An 18679-nucleotide genomic window follows, 5' to 3' on the forward strand; every position below is an offset into this window, starting at 1 on the left:
GCGTCGGCCCTGCCTGACATGGGCAGCGGCGCGGCCGCGCGCAGCGCCCAGGGCCGCTCCGCGGCGGACCGTCAGGCTGAGCGCGCGAGGAGCCGCGAGGAGCGCGCCGCGAGGTCGCGCAGCCGCTCCGGCGGCACGCGCAGGCGGCTGAGCTGCACGATGCCCTGCGAGGCGAGGACCGTTCTCTCCGCGGCGCGGCGCGCGTCCTCCGGACTGAGGGTGATGTCGCGGGCGTCGGCGGTCTCACGCAGCCGCGCGGTGAGCGCGGTCTCCATCTCGTCGATCGCGGCGTCGGCCACCGCGAGGACCTCGGGGAACCGCTCGCCGAGCTCGGCGATGCTGTTGAGCATGAGGCATCCGCGGCGGTCCGCGTACGAGAGGCAGTCGGCGACGACGCGGTCGAGGTACTCCGCGGCCGCGGTCTCGAGGTCGGCGCTCGGTCCCGCCGGACCGCCGGAGGCGAGCTCGACGCGGGCCGCGCAGTAGCGACCGAAGACGCGGAGGAACAGTCCGAGCTTGCTGCCGTAGCGCGCGTAGAGGCTGCTCGTGCCGACACCGGACGCCGTGGCGACCTCTTCCAACGACGTGCGGTCGTAGCCACGCGTCCAGAACAGCTCCTGCGCCGTGTCGAGCAGGCTCTGTTCGTCGTATTGCCGAGGCCGACCCATGAGGCAACGCTATCCCGTCGCCCCCGGGGGTTCTCAACGTACTCGTCCGGTTGCGACGCACTCGTGTCCGTTCGTGCAGCACGCGCGAAACCGCTCCCATCGAGAATTGGAGGAAGCATTCCACTACTCGCCGGAGGCTGATGTGCACGACATGGGGAGGCCATTGGCCGAGTTCCTCCGCGACCGTCGCGAGTCGCTGACGCCCGAGCAGGTGGGACTCCCGCGCGAGCCGCGTCGCCGCGTACGGGGGCTTCGCCGCACCGAGGTCGCCGACCTGGCCGGCATCAGCAGCGACTATTACCTGCGCCTCGAACAAGGTCGCGGGCACCAGCCGTCCCGGCAGGTCCTTTCGGCGCTCGGCCGTGCGCTGCTGCTCGACGGTCCCGGGGAGGAGTACCTGCATCGCATCGCGGATCTCTCCGGCGATGCTCCGGCGTCCGCCGAGGAGGACGACCTCCCGGAAGGCGTGGCCGCCCTCGTCGAGCTCTACGCGGACACCCCCGCCTACGCCCTCAACGGCACTCTCGACGTCGTGGCCGTGAACGCGCCCGGGCGGCTGCTCGCGCCCGACCAGTTGCGCGTCGGGTCCAACCTCCTCGTCTCGGTGTTCGAGCACTTCCCCGAGCCGCATTCGGAGCCGCACTGGCGGCGGACCGCCGAGACGCTCGCCGCCGCCCTCCGGTACTACGCCGATCCCCGCAGCCCGCGGCTGCGGAAGCTCGTGGACGGGCTCTCGGCGAGCGATCCCCGCTTCGCCGCGATCTGGAGCCGCTGCGAGATCCGTCCGCACCGCAGCTCGTGGCCGATGGTGCACATCGAGCCGCACGGCTGGGTGAGCCTGCGTAGCGAGACCCTGGCCGTCCCCGGCACCTCCGGCTACACCGTCACGGTGTTCTTCGCCGAACCGCGCACCCCGGGCGTCGCCGCTCTGCGCGATCTCGTCGCCCGCGCACGGGCGAAGGAGGGGGTGGATGCCGAGCCCCTGGCATCCATCCCGACCGTGCCGTAGGTGCCCGACGCGGGTCTAGGCTGCCGACCCGGCCGCGGGCTCGTCGCCGGGGGCGATGCCGACGCTCGGCGAGCGGAACCGCCGCTGATACGCCGACGGCGTCGTGCGGTAGCGGTCGACGAACGCGCGTCGGAGTGCCGCGGCGGACGAGAAGCCCGCGGCCGCGGCGGACTCGGCGACCGTCCGTCCGTTCTCGAGCTGGTTGACGGCGACTTCCAGTCGCAGTGACGCGATGTACGCGCTCGGCGTGACGCCCAACTCCTCGCGGATGACGCGGGTCAGGTGCCGCGGGCTGACGTTGACGTGCGCGGCGAGCTCGGTCACGGTAGTCGGCCGCGTAGGGTCGTTCGCGACGTACTCCGCCACCGCCTGCGCGAGGGGCGTGCGCGGGGCCGGGAGCTTCAGCGCCGCGGAGAACTGCGACTGCCCGGCCGAGCGGCGCATGTACACCAGCAGGTGCTGCGCGACGCTGCGCGCGACGTCGGTGCCGAGATCCTCCTCGAGCAGCGCGAGCGCGAGGTCGATCCCGGCCGCCACGCCCGCCGACGTATAGACGTCGCCCTGGCGCGTGTAGATGCGCTCGGAGTCGACCTCGATGAGCGGGTAGCGATCGGCGAGCATGTCGGCGAACTTCCAGTGCGTGGTCGCGGGGAAGCCGTCGAGCAGGCCCGTCGCCGCCAGTCCGAACGCGCCACTGCAGATCGACGCGACGCGGCGCGACCGCTGCGCGAGCGCCAGGATCGCCGCACGCAGCTCCGGGTCGTCGAAGACCGCCGGGGCCAGCTCGCTGCCGGGGATGATCACGGTGTCGAGCGGTCCGCTGTCGGCCGCCGCCCCGTCGACGCCCAGGCGCAGCCCCATGAACGCCTCGACACCCTGCCCGTCCGGCGAGAAGAACAGGATCTCGTACGCGTCGGTCGTGAGGTTCGCCTCGGAGAACACCTCCGCCGGGCCGACGAAGTCCAACGCCTTCACCCCGTCGAACAGAAGGAAGCCGATGCGGCGACGTCCGGCATCCATGTCGTGTCCTCCGGGTGGTTCACGGGCGAGGGGATGGCTCCACCCTCCCACCGATCGGGCCCGGGCACACGGCGATCTCTTCCGACAGGTGTCGCACGCGAGTCTCGACACCTGCCCGTGCCGGGGCCGGAACCCGGAGCGTACGGTGACCGGCACGGCATCCCCGCCGCCCGCGAGAGGAACGCACCGACATGTCCGCATCCCCCACCATCGTGCTCATCCACGGAGCGTTCGCCGACTCCGCGAGCTGGGCCCCCGTCACCCGTCTGCTGCTGGACGAGGGGTACACCGTGCGCGTGCCCGCGGTGCCCAACCGCAGCCTGCTCGGCGACGCCGAGTACATCCGCTCGGTCGTCGAGCACATCGACGGACCGGTGATCCTCGCCGGACACTCGTACGGCGGGGCAGTCATCACGGTCGCCGGCGTCGCCGAGAACGTCGTGGGTCTCGTCTACGTCTCGGGCTACGCGCTCGAGGAGGGCGAGAGCCTCGGCCAGCTGCAGGGCGGCTTCCCCGACTCCGACCTCGCCCAGCACCTCGTGTACACGCCGTTCCCGGTGGACGGCGCCGAGGACGGCACCGACGTCTCGGTCGAGATCTCCGCGTTCCCCGACGTCTTCGCCGCCGGCGTCTCGCGCGAGACCACTGAGGTGCTCGCGGTGTCGCAGCGCCCGCTCACGGCGCTCGCGTTCGGTGAGGCCGCGCCCGTCGCCGCGTGGAAGACGAAGCCCGCGTGGGGCATCGTCTCGTCGGCCGACCACACCATCAACCCCGACGTCGAGCGCTTCGGCTACCAGCGCGCGGGCCTCCGCTCGGTCATCGAGCTCGACGCCCCGCACCTCGTGATGCAGTCGCACCCCGCCGAGGTCGCGAAGGTGATCACCGACGCGATCGCCGAACTGGGCTGATCGGACTCCCCATGGCGTACGAGCGGAACGGCGCGGCGGCGCAGATCGACACCGCCGTCGCGCCGAGCGGCACCGGCTGTCTCGAGTGCGATCGCATCGGCGGTTGGTGGGTGCACCTGCGGCGATGCGCCGCGTGCGGGCACGTGGGGTGCTGCGACTCCTCGCTGCACCGCCACTCGACCGCGCACGCCGAGGCCACCGGGCACCGGTACATCCAGAGCTTCGAGCCGGGCGAGGACTGGTGGTGGGACTTCGCCCTGGGCGAGGCGGTGCAGGGGCCGCCCCTCGCCCCGCCCACCTCGCATCCCGCCGACCAGTCCGTCCCCGGGCCGGCCGACCGCCTCCCGGAGGACTGGGAGGCGCAGTTGGATGCCGCCCGCCGCGGGGGTGCATGAGGGATCGCGCCGCGCCGGCCCGGCGTGGGGCGTGACGCGGCGTCGGGGCGTGGCATCCGGTTCCCCTGGTCCGGCGACCGGGGCCGGAGGCACTCAGGCCGGGCCGGAGGCGCTCAGGCCGGGTCGAGGCGCAGGACCGTGGCCGCCTCGCCGACGCGGAGGTCGTCGACGACGCGCAGCGTGCGCGCCACGTCGTCGACGGCTCCGATGACGGTGCCGAAGCGCTCGCGGTCGGCGCACACGGCGGTGACCGTGACGAAGTGCGCCCCGGTGTCCCACGTGTAGGTCGCGAACGGCGGGGTCCGTGCGTCGGCGGGGAGCGGCATCGCGAGCTTCTCGCCGACACCGAGGTGCGGATTGCGGAACGACTCGGTGTCGTCGTACTCCATGGGCATCATCGCGCGGGCGGCGCGCAGCTGCGGCGTCGCCTCCTGCAGCTGCGCCATCACGACGAGGAGGTCGGGGTCGCTCCGCCACACCCAGACGAGCACGCGCCCCGCGGCCCGGCGCATGAGGAGCGGCGCGGCCTGGCTCGCCACCCAGGCGAAGAGTCCGCTGCCGGGACGCTCGGTCGCACCGACCGCGCGGTTCGCCTGCGTCAGCAGCATCCGGATCGCGGCCTTGCGGTGACGCCTCCCGCGCAGGCCCAGCGAGCCGGTCACGGGGACCCAGAGTGCGGCGGAGGCGTCGGCCTGGAGTCGAGGCATAGTCTCAGCCTACGAGCCCGGATGCCGGGATGCCGGGGACGACGTCCGAGGAGGAACCTCATCATGATGCGCGATCCTCACTCCGGTCCTGTCAGCGAGCGCGCCTGGAGAGAAGACGCCCTCGCTCGCGAGCGGGGCCGAGTGCAGATGTTCAACGCCACCCGCCCGGACGGTCTGGACGGCTGGACGATCTCGCTCGAACAGTACGAGCTCCTCGTCACCGTCATCCTCGAGACGGTCGACGCCTTCGCGGGACCCGACGGCTCGGTCCCGCTCCAGGTGATCGTCGACGCCGCCCAGCGACGGCTCGGCGCCCACCCGGCGTTTCCCGGCGGGCGGCTGTCGAACTACGTGCGGTACACCAAGGTCGATCTCGAGGCGCGGGAGGTGCTCGAGCGCGTCCCGCGAAGCTCTCCGCAACGGGTCCGTCGCGTCGACGGCGGCTGACGACGCACGTCCGGTAGGTCACGGCGCCCGCGCCCGCCGCTTCGGGAAGGGGCAGGCGCCGCAGTCCGGGTACGCCCTCGGCGGAAGCGCTCCCGCAATGTCGGAGGTTCGTGCCACTCTGGTTTTCGCGGTGGCCGCGCCGCACCGATCTGACACCCGGAGAACGCCGTGCTCGGAAAGCTCCTCATCCGCTATCTCTCGCGATATCGCTGGCTCCTCGTCGCCATCCTCCTCTTCCAGGCGGCGTCGGCCGTCGCGACGCTGTACCTGCCGCGGTTGAACGCCGACATCATCAATCTCGGCGTCGCCCGCGGCGACACCGGGTACATCTGGTCGCGCGGGGCGATCATGCTCGTCATCTCGCTCGGGCAGATCACGGCATCCGTCATCGCCACGTACTTCGCCGCGCGGGCCGCCATGTCCGCGGGCCGCGACATCCGCCGCGACGTGTTCGAACGCGTCAGCGGGTTCTCCGAGCGCGAGCTGTCGCAGTTCGGCGCCGGCTCGCTCATCACGCGCAACACCAACGACGTCCAGCAGGTGCAGATGCTGGCGATGATGGGCGCGACGATGCTCGTGAGCGCGCCGCTCCTCGCCATCGGCGGCATCATCATGGCACTCCAGCAGGACGTGGGGTTGAGCTGGCTGATCGGCGTCGCCGTCCCGGTGCTGCTCGTGCTGGTCGCGTTGATCATCGCGCGCATGGTGCCGCTGTTCCGCAGCTACCAGACCAAGCTCGACGCCGTGAACCGCGTCATGCGCGAGCAGCTCACCGGCGTCCGCGTCGTGCGCGCGTTCGTGCGCGAGCGCATCGAAGAAGAGCGCTTCCGCGGCGCGAACACCGACATCCTCGTCGTCGGCCGCAAGGTGGGGTCGCTCTTCGTCCTTCTGTTCCCGCTCGCGATGCTCGTGCTGAACGTCACCGTGGTCGGCGTCATCTGGTTCGGTGGCATCCAGGTGGACGCCGGCGGTGTCGAGATCGGCACGCTGTTCGCCTTCATCCAGTACGTCGCGCAGATCCTCGGCGGCGTGCTCATGGCGAGCTTCATGACGGTCATGATCCCGCGCGCCGCGGTGTCGGCCGAGCGCATCGGCGAGGTCCTCGACAGCACCTCGACGCTCGAGCGCCCCGCGAACCCGGTCTCGGCGTTCCCCGCGCCCGGCGAGGTCGTGTTCGACGACGTCGCCTTCTCGTACCCCGGTGCCGAAGCCCCGGTGGTGTCGGGCATCAGCTTCACGGCCGCCCCGGGCGAGACCGTCGCGATCGTCGGTTCCACGGGTGCCGGCAAGACCACGCTCATCTCCCTCATCCCGCGCCTGTTCGACGTCACCGGTGGCGCCGTGCGGGTCGGCGGGGTCGACGTACGCGAGGCCGACCTCGACGAGCTGTGGCGGGGCATCGGTCTCGTGCCGCAGCGACCGTTCCTGTTCAGCGGCACGGTGGCATCCAATCTCCGCTTTGGGCGAGAGGACGCCACCGACGACGAGCTGTGGCGCGCGCTCGAGATCGCGCAGGGCCGCGACTTCGTGGCCGAGATGGAGGGCGGACTCGACGCCCGTATCGCGCAGGGCGGCACGAACGTCTCGGGCGGCCAGCGGCAGCGCCTCGCGATCGCGCGGGCGATCGTGCACCGGCCGCGGGTCCTCGTGTTCGACGACTCGTTCTCGGCGCTCGATCTGACGACCGACGCTCGATTGCGAAAAGCGCTGTGGGACGAGTTGCCCGACGTGACGAAGATCGTCGTGGCGCAGCGCGTGTCTACGATCACCGGGGCCGACCGCATCGTCGTGCTGGAGGACGGCCGCATGGTCGGACTCGGCACGCACGACGAACTGGTGCAGACGAGTCCCACGTACCGCGAGATCGTCGAGTCGCAGCTGGGGGTGGAAGCATGAGCACTCCCGACGCCCTCACCGAGGAAGAACGCGCCGAACTCGAGCTCGCCGAACAGGCGCGCCAGGGCTCCGGCGACTGGAACAGCGTCGCGCCCGGCAAGGCCGCGGCTTTCGGTCCGAGCTTCCGCCGACTCCTCGGCCTCCTGCGGCCCTACGCGTGGGCCTTCGCCTTCGTCTCGTTCCTCGGGGCGATCGGGGTCGTGCTCGCGGTGCTCGCGCCGCGCGTCCTCGGCGACGCCACGAACATCATCTTCGAGGGCGTGGTCTCGAAGTCGCTCGCCCAGGGCTTCCCCGAGGGGACGCCGAAGGACACCGTGGTCGAGGCCCTGCGTTCGGCGGGTCAGGGCGACATCGCCAACATCGTCGCGGCGATGGACAACTTCCAGGTCGGCGCCGGCGTCGACTTCGACGCCCTGCGCATCGTGATCGTGACGGTGCTCGCGATCTACGTGGGCTCGTCGCTGCTCTCGTGGATCCAGGGCTACGTCATCAACGTGATCATGGTGCGCACGATGTGGCGCCTGCGCGAAGACGTCGAGGCCAAGATCAACCGCCTACCGCTGTCCTACTTCGACAAGGTGCAGCGCGGCGAACTGATCTCGCGCGTCACCAACGACATCGACAACATCACGCAGACGATGCAGCAGTCGCTCTCGAGCGCCTTGACGTCGGTGCTGACGGTGCTCGGCGTGCTCATCATGATGTTCAGCATCTCGTGGCAGCTCGCGCTCGTCGCCCTGGTCTCGCTGCCGCTCATGGCCGTGATCTTCGGCGTCATCGGCCCGCGGTCGCAGAAGGCCTTCGGCGAGCAGTGGAAGAAGGTCGGTCGCCTCAACGCCCGCGTCGAGGAGTCGTTCTCCGGTCACGCGCTCGTGAAGGTCTACGGCCGCGAGAAGGACGCGCGCGAGAAGTTCGAGGTCGAGAACGAGGAGCTGTTCGAGGCGAGCTTCCGGGCCCAGTTCCTGTCCGGCATGATCATGCCCGGCATGATGTTCGTCGGGAACCTCACGTACGTCGGCATCGCGGTCCTCGGCGGTCTGATGGTCGCCGGCGGGCAGATCCGCCTCGGCGACGTGCAGGCGTTCATCCAGTACTCGCAGCAGTTCACGCAGCCGCTGTCGCAGCTCGGCGGCATGGCGGCGGTCGTGCAGTCCGGTACCGCCTCGGCCGAGCGCGTGTTCGCGCTGCTCGACGCCGACGAGCAGGACCCGGATGCCGCGGACGCCCCCGCCCACGTCGAGGGGCGCGGCGTCATCGAGTTCGAGTCCGTCCGCTTCTCGTACACGCCCGACCGGCCGCTCATCCGCGACCTGTCGTTCCGCGTCGAGCCGGGGCAGACCGTCGCGATCGTCGGCCCGACCGGTGCGGGCAAGACCACGCTCGTGAACCTCATCATGCGGTTCTACGAGCTGGACGGCGGTCGCATCCTGCTCGACGGGCAGGACATCGCCGAGCTCCGTCGCGACGACGTGCGCTCGCGCACCGGCATGGTGCTGCAGGACCCGTGGCTGTTCGCGGGCACGATCCGCGACAACATCCGGTACGGCCGCGAGTCGGCGACCGACGACGAGATCGTCGAGGCCGCCGTCGCCACCCGCGTCGACCAGTTCGTGCACTCGCTGCCCGAGGGCTACGACACGGTGCTCGACGAAGATGCGGCGAACGTCTCGGCGGGCGAGAAGCAGCTCATCACGATCGCGCGCGCGTTCGTGGCGCGGCCGTCGGTGCTGATCCTCGACGAAGCGACGTCGTCGGTCGACACGCGCACCGAGCTGCTCCTGCAGCAGGCGATGGCGGCCCTCCGCGAGGGCCGTACGTCCTTCGTCATCGCGCACCGGCTCTCGACGATCCGCGACGCCGACCTCATCCTCGTGATGGAGCACGGCGACATCGTCGAGCAGGGTTCCCACGACGAGCTCATCGCCGCGCACGGCGCGTACTGGCGGCTGTACCAGTCGCAGTTCGAGGCCGCCGCGGGCGACGACGCGGCCACGCCCGAGGCGGATCCGGCCGCGGCTCGCAGCTGACACCGTGAGACGCCGCGGCCGGGCATCCGGCCGCGGCGTCCGCGGTGCCGTCGTGCCCCGCGCCCCGCCGCGTAACCCGCCGTCATCCGCGGCCCGGTCGTCGCGGCATCCAGGGGACCGAAAAACCCCTCGGGTACAGTTGGAGCGCGCATGCACCGCACAGTGCGACCCGTTCCGCCGCACAGATAGGCCTCACCACCCGTGACCACTCCTGCGACGCCCGCTCCCTCGTCCTCGGATGACCGCCCGCTCAGGGTGCTGATCGGAGCCGACACCTTCCTCCCGCACGTCAACGGTGCGGCCCGCTTCGCCGAACGCCTCGCGGCCGGCCTCGTTCGCCGCGGACACGACATCCATGTCGCGGCTCCCAGCGTCGGCCACGGCAATGCCGGCGTCTTCACCGAGGTGATCGAGGGCGAGCCGATGACGATGCATCGCCTCCCGGCCTACCGGTTCCTCCCGCACGACTGGCTGACGTTCGTCCTGCCGTGGCGGTCGAAGCACTACGCCCGGCGGGTGCTCGACGAGGTGAAGCCCGACGTCGTGCACATCCAGTCGCACATCGTGATCGGGCGTGGTCTCGCCCGCGAAGCCCGCAAGCGCGGCATCCCGCTCGTCGCCACGAACCACGTGATGGCCGAGAACATCCTCGACTTCACGACACTGCCCGACTTCCTCGACCGCATCTTCGTCAAGCTCGCGTGGGCCGACGCGAAGCGCACGTTCGCGCTCACGCGCGCGGTGACCACGCCCACGCGCCGTGCGGCGGACTTCCTCGAGTCCACGCTCGACATCGACGGCGTCATCCCGATCTCGTGCGGCATCGATCGCGCGAACTACACGGCCGATCTCGAGCCGCGGGACGCCAACCGAATTCTCTTCGTCGGACGCCTCACGACCGAGAAGGGCATCGACGTCGTGCTGCGCGCGCTCGCCCAACTCGACCCCGCGCTGAACGTGACGTTCGACATCGTCGGCGGCGGCGACCAGCGACGCAACCTCGAGCAGCTGGCCGCCCAGCTCGGCATCGCCGATCGCGTGACCTTCCACGGGCACGCGTCCGAGGAGGAGCTGCGCGCCCTCTACACCCGCGCGAGCGTCTTCGCGATCGCCTCGATCGCGGAACTGCAGTCGATCGCGACGATGGAGGCCATGGCATCCGGTCTGCCGATCGTCGCCGCGAACGCCGTCGCCCTCCCGCATCTCGTGCACGACGGCGAGAACGGCTACCTGTTCGAGCCCGGCAACGTCGACGAGCTCACGGCGCGCCTGACCGACGTCTTCACCGCCGCCCCCGAGGAGCGCCGCCGCATGCAGCAGGCGTCGCTCGACGGCGTGCGCGTGCATGACATCGGCCGCACCCTCGACACGTTCGAGGCGCTGTACCGCGGACGGCCCCTGCCGGAGTGACCCCGTGCACGTGGTGATGTTCGCCGACCAGCACGTCGAGTCGCTGGGCGGCGCACAGGTGTCGATGCGGTTGCAGCGGCGGTTCCTCGAACGCGCGGGTCACACCGTGACGATCGTCGCGCCGCGCCTGCACCGTCCGGCTCCCACCGATCCCGCCTACGTCGACCTCCCGTCGGTCCCGATCACGCCCGACCGCGAATACGCGCTGTCGTGGCCCGGTACCCGGACCGATCGCCTCGTGGATGCCGCCCTCGCGGGGCGTCCGCCGGTCGACGTCGTGCACGTGCAGGCCGACTTCTGGGGCGCGTTCATCGGCCACCGCTACGCCGCACGCCACGGGCTCCCCGTCGTGCACACGATGCACAACCGCGTCGACGTCGGCATCGAAGCCACCGCGCCGTTCCCGGGGCTGGTGCTGCGGGTGCTGAACGCGTGGGCGCGGCGGGCGCTGCGGCCCGCACTTCTGCGGCCGCCCGATGTTCGCAGAATCCCGCGTTCTTCGCAGGATTCGGCGGGGATTCTGCGAGGTTCGGGGGATTCTGCGACGTTCGCGCGCGAAGCCCCCGACGGCTGGGCCTACCTCCGCCGCCTCGCCCGGCTGTCGGCCGCGGTCACCGCGCCGTCCGCGCACTTCGCGCGGCGCCTCGAGGCCCACGGCGCCGTTCCCGGTGTGCCCGGCCAGGATGCCGTCGACGTGGTGTGGAACGGCATCGACGACGACATCCTCGACGCGGCGCTCGCTGCCGGACCGGGGGAGCGCCCCGGGCGTCCGCGCTTCGTCTGGATCGGCCGGATGAGCCCCGAGAAGCGCCTGCTGCCCTTCCTCGAGGCGGTCGCCGCGTCCGGAATCGACGCGGACGTCGAGGTCATCGGCGGCGGAGCGCAGCTCCGCGCGGCGCGGCGCCTCGTGGAGCGTTCGCGGCCGGTGGCATCCATTCGCTTCTCGGGACGGATGCCGTACGCCCAGACGCTCGCGCGGCTCGCGGAGGCGGACGCCGTCGTGCAGACCTCGATCGGCTTCGAGACGCAGGGGATGACGGTGTTCGAGGCGGCGTCGCTCGGGACTCCCGCGGTGGTCAGCGACCCCGACATCGCCGCGGAACTCGGCGCCGGGGTGTGGAGCGTCGCGGATGCCTCGGTCGCGGCGCTCGCGGAGACGCTGCGGCGCGCGGCCGCCGACATCGCGGGCGGCTCCCCGGTCGCGGTGGATCCGACGATCGGGGAGCGCTTCCGGCAGTCCTCGCGCACGGCCGCCATGGTCGCGGTCTACGCGCGCGCCGCTCGGCGCTGACGCCGCGCGACCGGGGCCGCGGGGGCCCGTCCCTCGGCGGCCCGGGCGTCGGCGGTTCGCGTTGCTGCGGCCTTCGCCGACGGAGGTTCGGGTGTGACGCGGGGTGCGGTGCGCTCGGCGCCGCCGGGGAGCCGGCGCGGGTCGGTGGGCACGCGGCCGTAGCCGTCGGTGTACAGGAGCCACGCGGTGGAGACGATCCCGATGAGGGAGAGGATGCCGAGAGCGATGAGATAAGCCATGGCAGAGAAGCTACGTCTGTACGAATCGTGCCCACGAGTGGCATGATGGACGTTGTTCGAATCTTTTCTGCCACACGGAGGATCCATGCGTTCCGTCGCCGTCGTCGTCCAGCCCGGCTTCGCTCCTTTCGAGTTCGGCCTCGCTTGTGAGGCGTTCGGCCTCGACCGCAGCGACGATGGCATCCCGAACTTCGACTTCCGGATCGTGAGCCCCGACCCCGGGGTCGTGCCGTCGAACATCGGCTTCTCAATCAACGTCGAGAAGGGCCTGGATGCCGCGGACGACGTCGACATCCTCGTGCTGGCCCCCGTCCCCCGAGAGCAGTGGGGCGCGATCGATCCGCGGGTCACCGAGCTCGTGCGGCGCGCCGACGCCCGCGGGGCGTGGCTGCTCAGCGTGTGCAGCGGGTCGTTCGTCCTCGCCGCCGCGGGGGTGCTCGACGGGCGGCGGGCCACCACGCACTGGCGCTACGCGCACACCATGGCGCGTATGTACCCGCGGATCGAGGTCGACCCCGACGTGCTCTACGTGCAGTCCGGCAACATCATCACGAGCGCCGGAACCGCCGCCGGGCTGGACGCGTGCCTGCACCTGCTGCGCCAGGAACTCGGCGCCGAGCTCACGAACCGCATCGCGCGGCGCATGGTCGTGGCGCCGCAGCGCGATGGCGGGCAGGCGCAGTTCATCGCCGCGCCGCTCCCGGTCGACACGTCGCTCTCGCTCGCGCCGGTGACCGAATGGATGCTGCAGAATCTCCACGCCGACCTGTCCGTCGAGCGGCTCGCGGCGCGCGCGCACATGTCGCCGCGGACGTTCGCCCGCCGCTTCAAGGCCGACTTCGGTGCGACGCCGGCGGCGTGGCTCGCGCGGCAGCGGCTGCTGCACGCCCAGCGGCTCCTGGAGGAGACGAACCTCGGCCTCGACCGCATCGCGTCGGAGTGCGGCTTCGGCTCCGTCGCCGTGCTGCGGCAGAACTTCGCCCGCACGATGGGCCTCACCCCCACCGCGTACCGCGCGCGCTTCTCGTGCGCCGACGACGTGATCGCGGCATCCCGCGAGGCCGTTCCCGCCTGAGTCCGGCCGTGGTGCCGGGTTCTGGCATCCGCCGCTCGTTTCCGGTTGGCCCAGACCGCGAGACTGCACGCTGCTGACAAGCCCACTGCAGCGTGCGTCGGTCTCGTCGGCTAGATGCAGTCTCGCGGGCCCGGCTGCGCCTGCCGTCGCCGCACCCATTGCCGCCGGGCAGCCCCGCTGCTAAACTTGAGCCAACGCAACTCAAGTTTGCGAAAGACTTCCCAGGAGAACGACATGAACGCCACACAACAGCCGGGACAGGAGGACGCGCGCAGCGCCCTCGAGCAGTTCGGCATCAACCTCACCGACCGGGCCCGCCAGGGCAAGCTCGACCCCGTCATCGGGCGTGACAGCGAGATCCGTCGGGTCAGTCAGGTGCTCACGCGCCGCACGAAGAACAACCCCGTCCTCATCGGCGAGCCCGGCGTCGGCAAGACCGCCGTCGTCGAGGGCCTCGCGCAGCGCATCGTCGCGGGCGACGTCGCCGAGAGCCTCAAGAACAAAGAGCTGGTCGCCCTCGACATCTCGGCGCTCGTCGCCGGTGCGATGTACCGCGGCCAGTTCGAGGAGCGCCTCAAGAGCGTCCTCAAGGAGATCACCGAGTCCGACGGCCGCATCATCACGTTCATCGACGAGCTGCACGTGCTCATGGGTGCGGGCGGCGGTGAGGGATCCGTCGCGGCCTCCAACATGCTCAAGCCGATGCTCGCGCGCGGCGAACTGCGCCTGATCGGCGCGACCACGCTCGACGAGTACCGCGAGTTCATCGAGAAGGACGCCGCTCTCGAACGCCGCTTCCAGCAGGTGTACGTCGGCGAGCCCACGGTCGAGGACACGATCGCGATCCTCCGCGGCCTCAAGGAGCGGTACGAAGCGCACCACAAGGTCGCCATCGCGGACGCGGCCCTGGTCGCGGCGGCATCCCTCTCCAACCGCTACATCCCGTCGCGGCAGCTCCCCGACAAGGCCATCGACCTCATCGACGAAGCCGCGTCGCGCCTGCGCATGGAGATCGACTCGGCCCCGCTCGAGATCGACGAGCTGCGCCGCCACGTCGACCGCCTCAAGCTCGAAGAGCTCGCGCTCAAGAAGGAGAAGGACGCCGCCTCGAAGGAGCGTCTGGCGACCCTGCGCGAGACCCTCGCCGCCGAGCAGGCGAAGCTCGACGAGCTGCAGGCCCGGTGGGAGCGCGAGCGCGCGTCCCTGAACCGCGTCGGCGACCTGAAGACGCGGCTCGACAAGGCCCGCGTGGATGCCGAGCGCGCCCAGCGCGAAGGCAACCTCGAGAAGGCGTCGCGGTTGCTGTACGCCGACATCCCGGCGCTCGAGCGCGAACTGATGACCGCCGAGCGCGAGGAACCCGCCGGTGACCGCATGGTCAACGAGCAGGTCACCGAGGAGGACATCGCGGCCGTCATCGCCGCCTGGACCGGCATCCCGGTCGGGCGCCTTCTGCAGGGCGAGACCGAGAAGCTGCTGCACCTCGAGCGCGAGCTCGGCAAGCGCCTGATCGGACAGAAGGATGCCGTGAAGGCGGTGTCCGACGCGGTGCGGCGCTCGCGGGCCGGCATCAGCGACCCGAACCGCCCGGTCGGTTCGTTCCTGTTCCTCGGTCCGACCGGTGTCGGCAAGACCGAGCTCGCGAAGGCGCTCGCCGACTTCCTGTTCGACGACGAGCACGCCATGGTGCGCATCGACATGTCGGAGTACGGCGAGAAGCACTCCGTCGCGCGGCTCGTCGGTGCCCCTCCGGGGTACATCGGCTACGAGCAGGGCGGTCAGCTGACCGAGGCCGTGCGGCGGCGCCCCTACAGCGTCGTGCTCCTCGACGAGGTCGAGAAGGCGCACCCCGAGGTGTTCGACATCCTGCTGCAGGTGATGGACGACGGTCGGCTGACCGACGGCCAGGGCCGCACGGTCGACTTCACCAACGTCATCCTGATCCTGACGTCGAACCTCGGCTCGCCGATCCTCATCGACCCGACGCTGTCGATCGAGACCAAGCGCGAGCAGGTGCAGGCGCTCGTCCGCCAGGCGTTCAAGCCCGAATTCGTGAACCGTCTCGACGACATCGTCATCTTCCAGGCGCTCACCGAGGACGACCTCGCCCAGATCGTCGAGCTCGCGGTCGACGCGCTGCACAAGCGGCTGCGCGAACGTCGCCTGACGCTCGCGGTGACGCCCGACGCCCGGTCGTGGCTCGCCGAGCGCGGATACGACCCGGTGTACGGTGCGCGTCCGCTGCGGCGCCTGATCCAGTCCGAGGTGCAGGACCGCCTCGCGATGGCGATCCTCGCCGGTGGGGTGCGCGACGGCGACCTGGTGAAGGTCGATGTCGCGAGCGACGGCCAGTCGCTGGTGCTCACGAGCGCCGGTCCCGCCGACGAGCAGGGCGACCTCGACGACGACGTCATCGAGGCGGAGATCGTCGAGTAGTCCGGCCCCGGGGTGGGTTGCCGCCCGGGCCACATCGTCGATAAACGCGATTCACACCGAGAAACGCGCTCCCCCGGCGTTTCTCGGTGCAGATCGCGTTTATCGACAGGGGCGGTGGATGCCACGGCCCGATACCCCGCACGGACCCGCGTCGCTACCCTGACCGCATGACCATCGCGACGGCCGACCTCTACGACGAGCGCGGCGACGACCTCGATTCCCTCTCGCTGCAGCTGCTCGATCTCGGCGGCCGCGTCGCGTTCGACGGGCCGATCCGGACGGTGCGCTGCCACCGCGACAACGCACTCGTGAAGCAGGTGCTCGCGACCCCGGGCGACGGTGCGGTGCTCATCATCGACGGCGGCGGCTCGCTGGAGTCCGCGCTGGTCGGCGATCTGATCGCGGCGTCCGCGGTTAAGAACGGGTGGGCCGGCGTGATCGTGCACGGGGCGATCCGCGACCGGGGAGCGATGGCATCCCTCCCGCTCGGGGTCAAGGCGCTCGGCTCGAATCCGCGCAAGAGCGCGAAGGACGGCGTCGGCGAGGTCGATGTCCCGGTGACGATCGCGGGCGTGGTGTTCACGCCCGGGCGGCACGTGTGGGCTGACGAGGACGGTGTGCTCGTCGAGCGATGATCAGCTCTTGACGGCACACTTCACTTTTGGAAGTATCGCGGCCATGAGCCTCTTCCTCACGTGTCCGGTCGAGTCCGTCGAGCGGGCGACCGCGTTCTACACCGCCCTCGGATGGACGCTCAACGAGCAGATGTCCGACCACAACGTCTCGTGCTTCGCGATCGCTCCTGAGCAGTACGTCATGCTCGGCAGCCGCGAGATGTACGCCGCCGTCGGCGGCACCGAGGACCTGATCGGCGGCCCCGACACCCCGTCGAAGATCACGGTGTCGTTCGACCTCGACAGTCGCGAAGCCGTCGACGAACTCGTCGAGCGCGCGGGCGCGGCGGGCGGGCGCATCGGCGACACCGACGACTATCCGTTCATGTATCAGCGCCAGTTCGACGACCCGGACGGCTACCACTACTCGCCGTTCTGGATGAAGCCGGACGCCGAAGCGGCCGAGTGAGCGACCTCGCCGCGGCCCTCGACGTCGTCGGTGCCCGCTGGGCGCTGCTCATTGTCGAGCGGCTGCTCAAGGGTCCCCAGCGGTACGGCGATCTGCAGCGCGACCTCGGCGTCGGCACGAACATCCTCGCCGTCCGCCTGCGCGAACTTGAGGAGGCCGGTGTGCTCCGCCGCCTCCCGCTGAAGCACAACACGCGTGCCTACGCCCTGACAGAGCGGGGTGAGGCGCTGCGCGCCGCGATCGAGGCGCTCGGCCTGTGGGGTGCGGTCGGGGCGCCAGATCACGTGATCTCGCCAAGATCACCCGGCGTTGCGAACCCGGACGGGTGATCTCGGCCAGGTCACGTGATCCGGCATCCCCCACCCATCGTTCGGTGTGATGTAGTAACGGGAATCAAGAATGCCCTGAATCCCGAAAGCACATCAGTGCTACCCTGATGTCGGATCGGGAATCACCAGGAGGGCGCGTGCGCGCACACATCGAATCGCCCGCCGACATCGGGCGGGTCGTGCGGCGAATCCGCGAGAGTCAGGGGTGGTCGCAACGGCGACTCGCTGAGGCTCTGGGGGTCGGTCAGCGATACGTGCACGAGCTCGAGGTCGGTCGGGCCAAACGCCTCGACGCACACTATCTCGAGGTGCTGTCTGCGCTCGGGGTACGTCTGGTAGCGGAGTTCGACGACGATCTGGTCGGCTCGCCCCCGCGGACGGATTCCGACGTGGGGCAGATCGGCCCGGTTCAGACGTGACCGTCGATCGGCTGCCGGTCGTGCTGTACGGCACTCTGATCGGCCATTTGGAGCGTGAAGGCCCGCGAGCGGTGCTGCGGTGGTCACACGAGGCGGAGCGGCGATGGGGGCTGCGGTCGCGCGTGCTCAGTGCCAGTCTCCGCGTCGGGGACGAGTCCGCCGACCGCAGCGAAGCCTTCTTCGGGGCGCTGCTACCGGAGGGCGAACACATCGCTCGACTCGCGCGTGAGGTGAAAGTCGATCGGGGCGATCTCCTCGGACTCTTGGCCGAAGTCGGCGCTGACCTCGCGGGAGCGTTGCGGATCGTCGGCGCACCAGCCCGCGAGGCCGGCGAACCGGAAGAACTCGCTCCGGCCGAGGTCAGCGCACTCTTAGACCGGGCGGAGGGCTTCCTTCTGGGTGGCGGCGGTTCCGCCCTGCCCGGATTCCAACGCAAGCTCACGCTCACTCGCGAAGGCGGAACATGGGTTCGGGGGAATGGCATCGTTCCGTCGACGCACATTCTCAAACCCGTGAGTCTGGACTCTCGCAGCACTGTGGAAGCCGAGGCCTACGCTCTCGCGGTCGCCCGCGAAACAGGTCTGACCGCCATGGACTCCTGGGTCGAGCAGATCGGGCCGCGCTGGGTACTGGTGATCGAGAGATACGATCGTCGCCGCTCCGGTACGGACATCGTGCGCGTGCATCAGGAGGACGCGGCTCAGGCCCTCGGCATCCCGTGGGGTGGGAACGAGAAGTTCCAGCAGAACGACCCGCGGGCATCGCTCGGTGCCATCGCCGGGCTGCTCGATAGCGGCGGGAACCTGTTCTCGATACGAACCGAGGATCGGCTGCGGCTGTTGCGTTACGTCGCGTTCAATGTGGCGATGGGCAACACCGACGCCCACGCGAAGAACTTCTCACTCCTCCATGACGACGAGGGTGGGACGTCGCTCGCGCCGATCTATGACGTCGCACCTCTCGCGCTCGCGTATGGCGCCACGAGCCGTCTGTCGATGTGGGTCAACGGTGTCCAGGATCTGCCCGATGTCACGCGGGGCGACCTCATCGCGGAGGGTGTCTCCTGGGGGTTGTCGGAAGCCGACGCCACGGCTGCGGTGGAGGAGACCCTCGCCTCGATGGTGGAAGCGACACGGCTTCTCCCCGCTCACGACAGCATCGAAGCGCACGTTCCCGGCTACGTGCGTGGCCAGGCGCAGAACCTGCTGGACGGGAAGCCCGCGCGCATCGCGTCGCACCTGCCGCTGATGTTGCGTGATCGCCTGGGGACCCCGCAGCCGCGTGGCGACGCGCCTTCGTAACGCCCGGTCGAGCGGTGCA

General features: G+C 70.5%; 19 protein-coding genes. 15 read left to right on the forward strand and 4 right to left on the reverse strand.

The window, feature by feature from the left end; translation table 11 throughout:
• Positions 1 to 71: 71 nt before the first annotated feature.
• Positions 72 to 668, reverse strand: coding sequence for a TetR/AcrR family transcriptional regulator (locus tag RKD05_RS07425; RefSeq protein ID WP_424709080.1), 597 nt, complete (start codon positions 666 to 668; stop codon positions 72 to 74).
• A gap of 106 nt (positions 669 to 774) precedes the next feature.
• On the opposite strand from RKD05_RS07425, the gene RKD05_RS07430 reads away from it, so the two are divergent.
• Positions 775 to 1677 carry a helix-turn-helix transcriptional regulator gene (locus RKD05_RS07430; protein ID WP_424709081.1) on the forward strand — a complete coding sequence of 301 codons (903 nt, stop codon included), beginning with the start codon at positions 775 to 777 and terminating at the stop codon, positions 1675 to 1677.
• A 15-nt stretch (positions 1678 to 1692) separates the two neighbouring features.
• On the opposite strand, the gene RKD05_RS07435 is transcribed toward RKD05_RS07430, so the two are convergent.
• Entirely contained in the window at positions 1693 to 2697 is a 1005-nt protein-coding gene (locus RKD05_RS07435) for a GlxA family transcriptional regulator (RefSeq protein WP_424709082.1), read from the reverse strand.
• A gap of 191 nt (positions 2698 to 2888) precedes the next feature.
• Here RKD05_RS07435 and RKD05_RS07440 point away from each other — a divergent pair, with 191 nt between their 5' ends.
• Positions 2889 to 3605 carry an alpha/beta fold hydrolase gene (locus RKD05_RS07440; protein ID WP_424709083.1) on the forward strand — a complete coding sequence of 239 codons (717 nt, stop codon included), beginning with the start codon at positions 2889 to 2891 and terminating at the stop codon, positions 3603 to 3605.
• 11 nt (positions 3606 to 3616) lie between these two features.
• Entirely contained in the window at positions 3617 to 4000 is a 384-nt protein-coding gene (locus RKD05_RS07445; protein ID WP_424709084.1) for a UBP-type zinc finger domain-containing protein, read from the forward strand.
• 113 nt (positions 4001 to 4113) lie between these two features.
• Here RKD05_RS07445 and RKD05_RS07450 read toward each other — a convergent pair whose 3' ends face one another.
• The gene (locus tag RKD05_RS07450) at positions 4114 to 4707 is read right to left on the reverse strand and encodes a hypothetical protein (protein WP_424709085.1); all 594 of its coding nucleotides are present in this window, start codon (positions 4705 to 4707) and stop codon (positions 4114 to 4116) included.
• Between the two features lie 63 nt (positions 4708 to 4770).
• On the opposite strand from RKD05_RS07450, the gene RKD05_RS07455 reads away from it, so the two are divergent.
• The 5 genes from RKD05_RS07455 (at position 4771) to RKD05_RS07475 (ending at position 11778) form a co-directional block, all read left to right on the forward strand.
• Complete coding sequence (locus RKD05_RS07455; RefSeq protein WP_424709086.1) at positions 4771 to 5154, forward strand: DUF6958 family protein; 384 nt, start codon at positions 4771 to 4773, stop codon at positions 5152 to 5154.
• A 168-nt stretch (positions 5155 to 5322) separates the two neighbouring features.
• Complete coding sequence (locus RKD05_RS07460; RefSeq protein WP_424709087.1) at positions 5323 to 7050, forward strand: ABC transporter ATP-binding protein; 1728 nt, start codon at positions 5323 to 5325, stop codon at positions 7048 to 7050.
• A complete protein-coding gene (locus RKD05_RS07465; protein WP_424709089.1) occupies positions 7047 to 9077 on the forward strand; it encodes an ABC transporter ATP-binding protein in 2031 nt (676 codons plus the stop codon). Before RKD05_RS07460 ends, RKD05_RS07465 begins: the two co-directional genes overlap by 4 nt.
• A gap of 201 nt (positions 9078 to 9278) precedes the next feature.
• The gene (locus RKD05_RS07470) at positions 9279 to 10487 is read left to right on the forward strand and encodes a glycosyltransferase (protein WP_424709090.1); all 1209 of its coding nucleotides are present in this window, start codon (positions 9279 to 9281) and stop codon (positions 10485 to 10487) included.
• 4 nt (positions 10488 to 10491) lie between these two features.
• Entirely contained in the window at positions 10492 to 11778 is a 1287-nt protein-coding gene (locus RKD05_RS07475; protein WP_424709092.1) for a glycosyltransferase family 4 protein, read from the forward strand.
• On the opposite strand, the gene RKD05_RS07480 is transcribed toward RKD05_RS07475, so the two are convergent.
• A complete protein-coding gene (locus tag RKD05_RS07480; protein WP_424709094.1) occupies positions 11754 to 12017 on the reverse strand; it encodes a hypothetical protein in 264 nt (87 codons plus the stop codon). The genes RKD05_RS07475 and RKD05_RS07480 overlap by 25 nt on opposite strands.
• Before the next feature lie 85 nt (positions 12018 to 12102).
• On the opposite strand from RKD05_RS07480, the gene RKD05_RS07485 reads away from it, so the two are divergent.
• The 7 genes from RKD05_RS07485 to RKD05_RS07515 all read left to right on the forward strand — a co-directional run bounded on the left by RKD05_RS07485 (position 12103) and on the right by RKD05_RS07515 (position 18660).
• Positions 12103 to 13092, forward strand: coding sequence for a GlxA family transcriptional regulator (locus tag RKD05_RS07485; protein WP_424709095.1), 990 nt, complete (start codon positions 12103 to 12105; stop codon positions 13090 to 13092).
• A gap of 234 nt (positions 13093 to 13326) precedes the next feature.
• A complete protein-coding gene (locus RKD05_RS07490; protein WP_424709097.1) occupies positions 13327 to 15528 on the forward strand; it encodes an ATP-dependent Clp protease ATP-binding subunit in 2202 nt (733 codons plus the stop codon).
• A gap of 167 nt (positions 15529 to 15695) precedes the next feature.
• Positions 15696 to 16163 carry a ribonuclease E activity regulator RraA gene (rraA, locus tag RKD05_RS07495; protein WP_424709099.1) on the forward strand — a complete coding sequence of 156 codons (468 nt, stop codon included), beginning with the start codon at positions 15696 to 15698 and terminating at the stop codon, positions 16161 to 16163.
• 43 nt (positions 16164 to 16206) lie between these two features.
• Positions 16207 to 16611, forward strand: a complete 405-nt coding sequence (locus RKD05_RS07500; protein ID WP_424709101.1) for a VOC family protein — start codon at positions 16207 to 16209, stop codon at positions 16609 to 16611.
• Positions 16608 to 16940: a winged helix-turn-helix transcriptional regulator gene (locus RKD05_RS07505; protein ID WP_424709103.1), complete on the forward strand. Its 333-nt coding sequence runs from the start codon at positions 16608 to 16610 to the stop codon at positions 16938 to 16940. Before RKD05_RS07500 ends, RKD05_RS07505 begins: the two co-directional genes overlap by 4 nt.
• Before the next feature lie 137 nt (positions 16941 to 17077).
• Positions 17078 to 17359, forward strand: a complete 282-nt coding sequence (locus RKD05_RS07510) for a helix-turn-helix domain-containing protein (protein WP_424709105.1) — start codon at positions 17078 to 17080, stop codon at positions 17357 to 17359.
• On the forward strand, positions 17356 to 18660 hold the full coding sequence (locus RKD05_RS07515; protein ID WP_424709107.1) for a type II toxin-antitoxin system HipA family toxin: 1305 nt from the start codon (positions 17356 to 17358) through the stop codon (positions 18658 to 18660). The genes RKD05_RS07510 and RKD05_RS07515 overlap by 4 nt, the downstream gene beginning before the upstream one ends.
• Positions 18661 to 18679: the final 19 nt, after the last annotated feature.

It is taken from the genome of Microbacterium sp. SLBN-111, assembly GCF_049739645.1.
In the GTDB taxonomy this organism is placed as follows: domain Bacteria; phylum Actinomycetota; class Actinomycetes; order Actinomycetales; family Microbacteriaceae; genus Microbacterium.

Excerpts from the sequence above, each read along its gene's own strand:
- RKD05_RS07440 (WP_424709083.1), top strand. The coding sequence starts at position 2,889 with ATGTCCGCATCCCCCACCATCGTGCTCATCCACGGAGCGTTCGCCGAC.
- RKD05_RS07425 (WP_424709080.1), bottom strand. The coding sequence starts at position 668 with ATGGGTCGGCCTCGGCAATACGACGAACAGAGCCTGCTCGACACGGCG.
- RKD05_RS07465 (WP_424709089.1), top strand. The coding sequence starts at position 7,047 with ATGAGCACTCCCGACGCCCTCACCGAGGAAGAACGCGCCGAACTCGAG.
- RKD05_RS07500 (WP_424709101.1), top strand. The coding sequence starts at position 16,207 with ATGAGCCTCTTCCTCACGTGTCCGGTCGAGTCCGTCGAGCGGGCGACC.
- RKD05_RS07480 (WP_424709094.1), bottom strand. The coding sequence starts at position 12,017 with ATGGCTTATCTCATCGCTCTCGGCATCCTCTCCCTCATCGGGATCGTC.
- RKD05_RS07445 (WP_424709084.1), top strand. The coding sequence starts at position 3,617 with ATGGCGTACGAGCGGAACGGCGCGGCGGCGCAGATCGACACCGCCGTC.
- RKD05_RS07455 (WP_424709086.1), top strand. The coding sequence starts at position 4,771 with ATGATGCGCGATCCTCACTCCGGTCCTGTCAGCGAGCGCGCCTGGAGA.
- RKD05_RS07450 (WP_424709085.1), bottom strand. The coding sequence starts at position 4,707 with ATGCCTCGACTCCAGGCCGACGCCTCCGCCGCACTCTGGGTCCCCGTG.
- RKD05_RS07490 (WP_424709097.1), top strand. The coding sequence starts at position 13,327 with ATGAACGCCACACAACAGCCGGGACAGGAGGACGCGCGCAGCGCCCTC.
- RKD05_RS07435 (WP_424709082.1), bottom strand. The coding sequence starts at position 2,697 with ATGGATGCCGGACGTCGCCGCATCGGCTTCCTTCTGTTCGACGGGGTG.
- RKD05_RS07485 (WP_424709095.1), top strand. The coding sequence starts at position 12,103 with ATGCGTTCCGTCGCCGTCGTCGTCCAGCCCGGCTTCGCTCCTTTCGAG.
- rraA (WP_424709099.1), top strand. The coding sequence starts at position 15,696 with ATGACCATCGCGACGGCCGACCTCTACGACGAGCGCGGCGACGACCTC.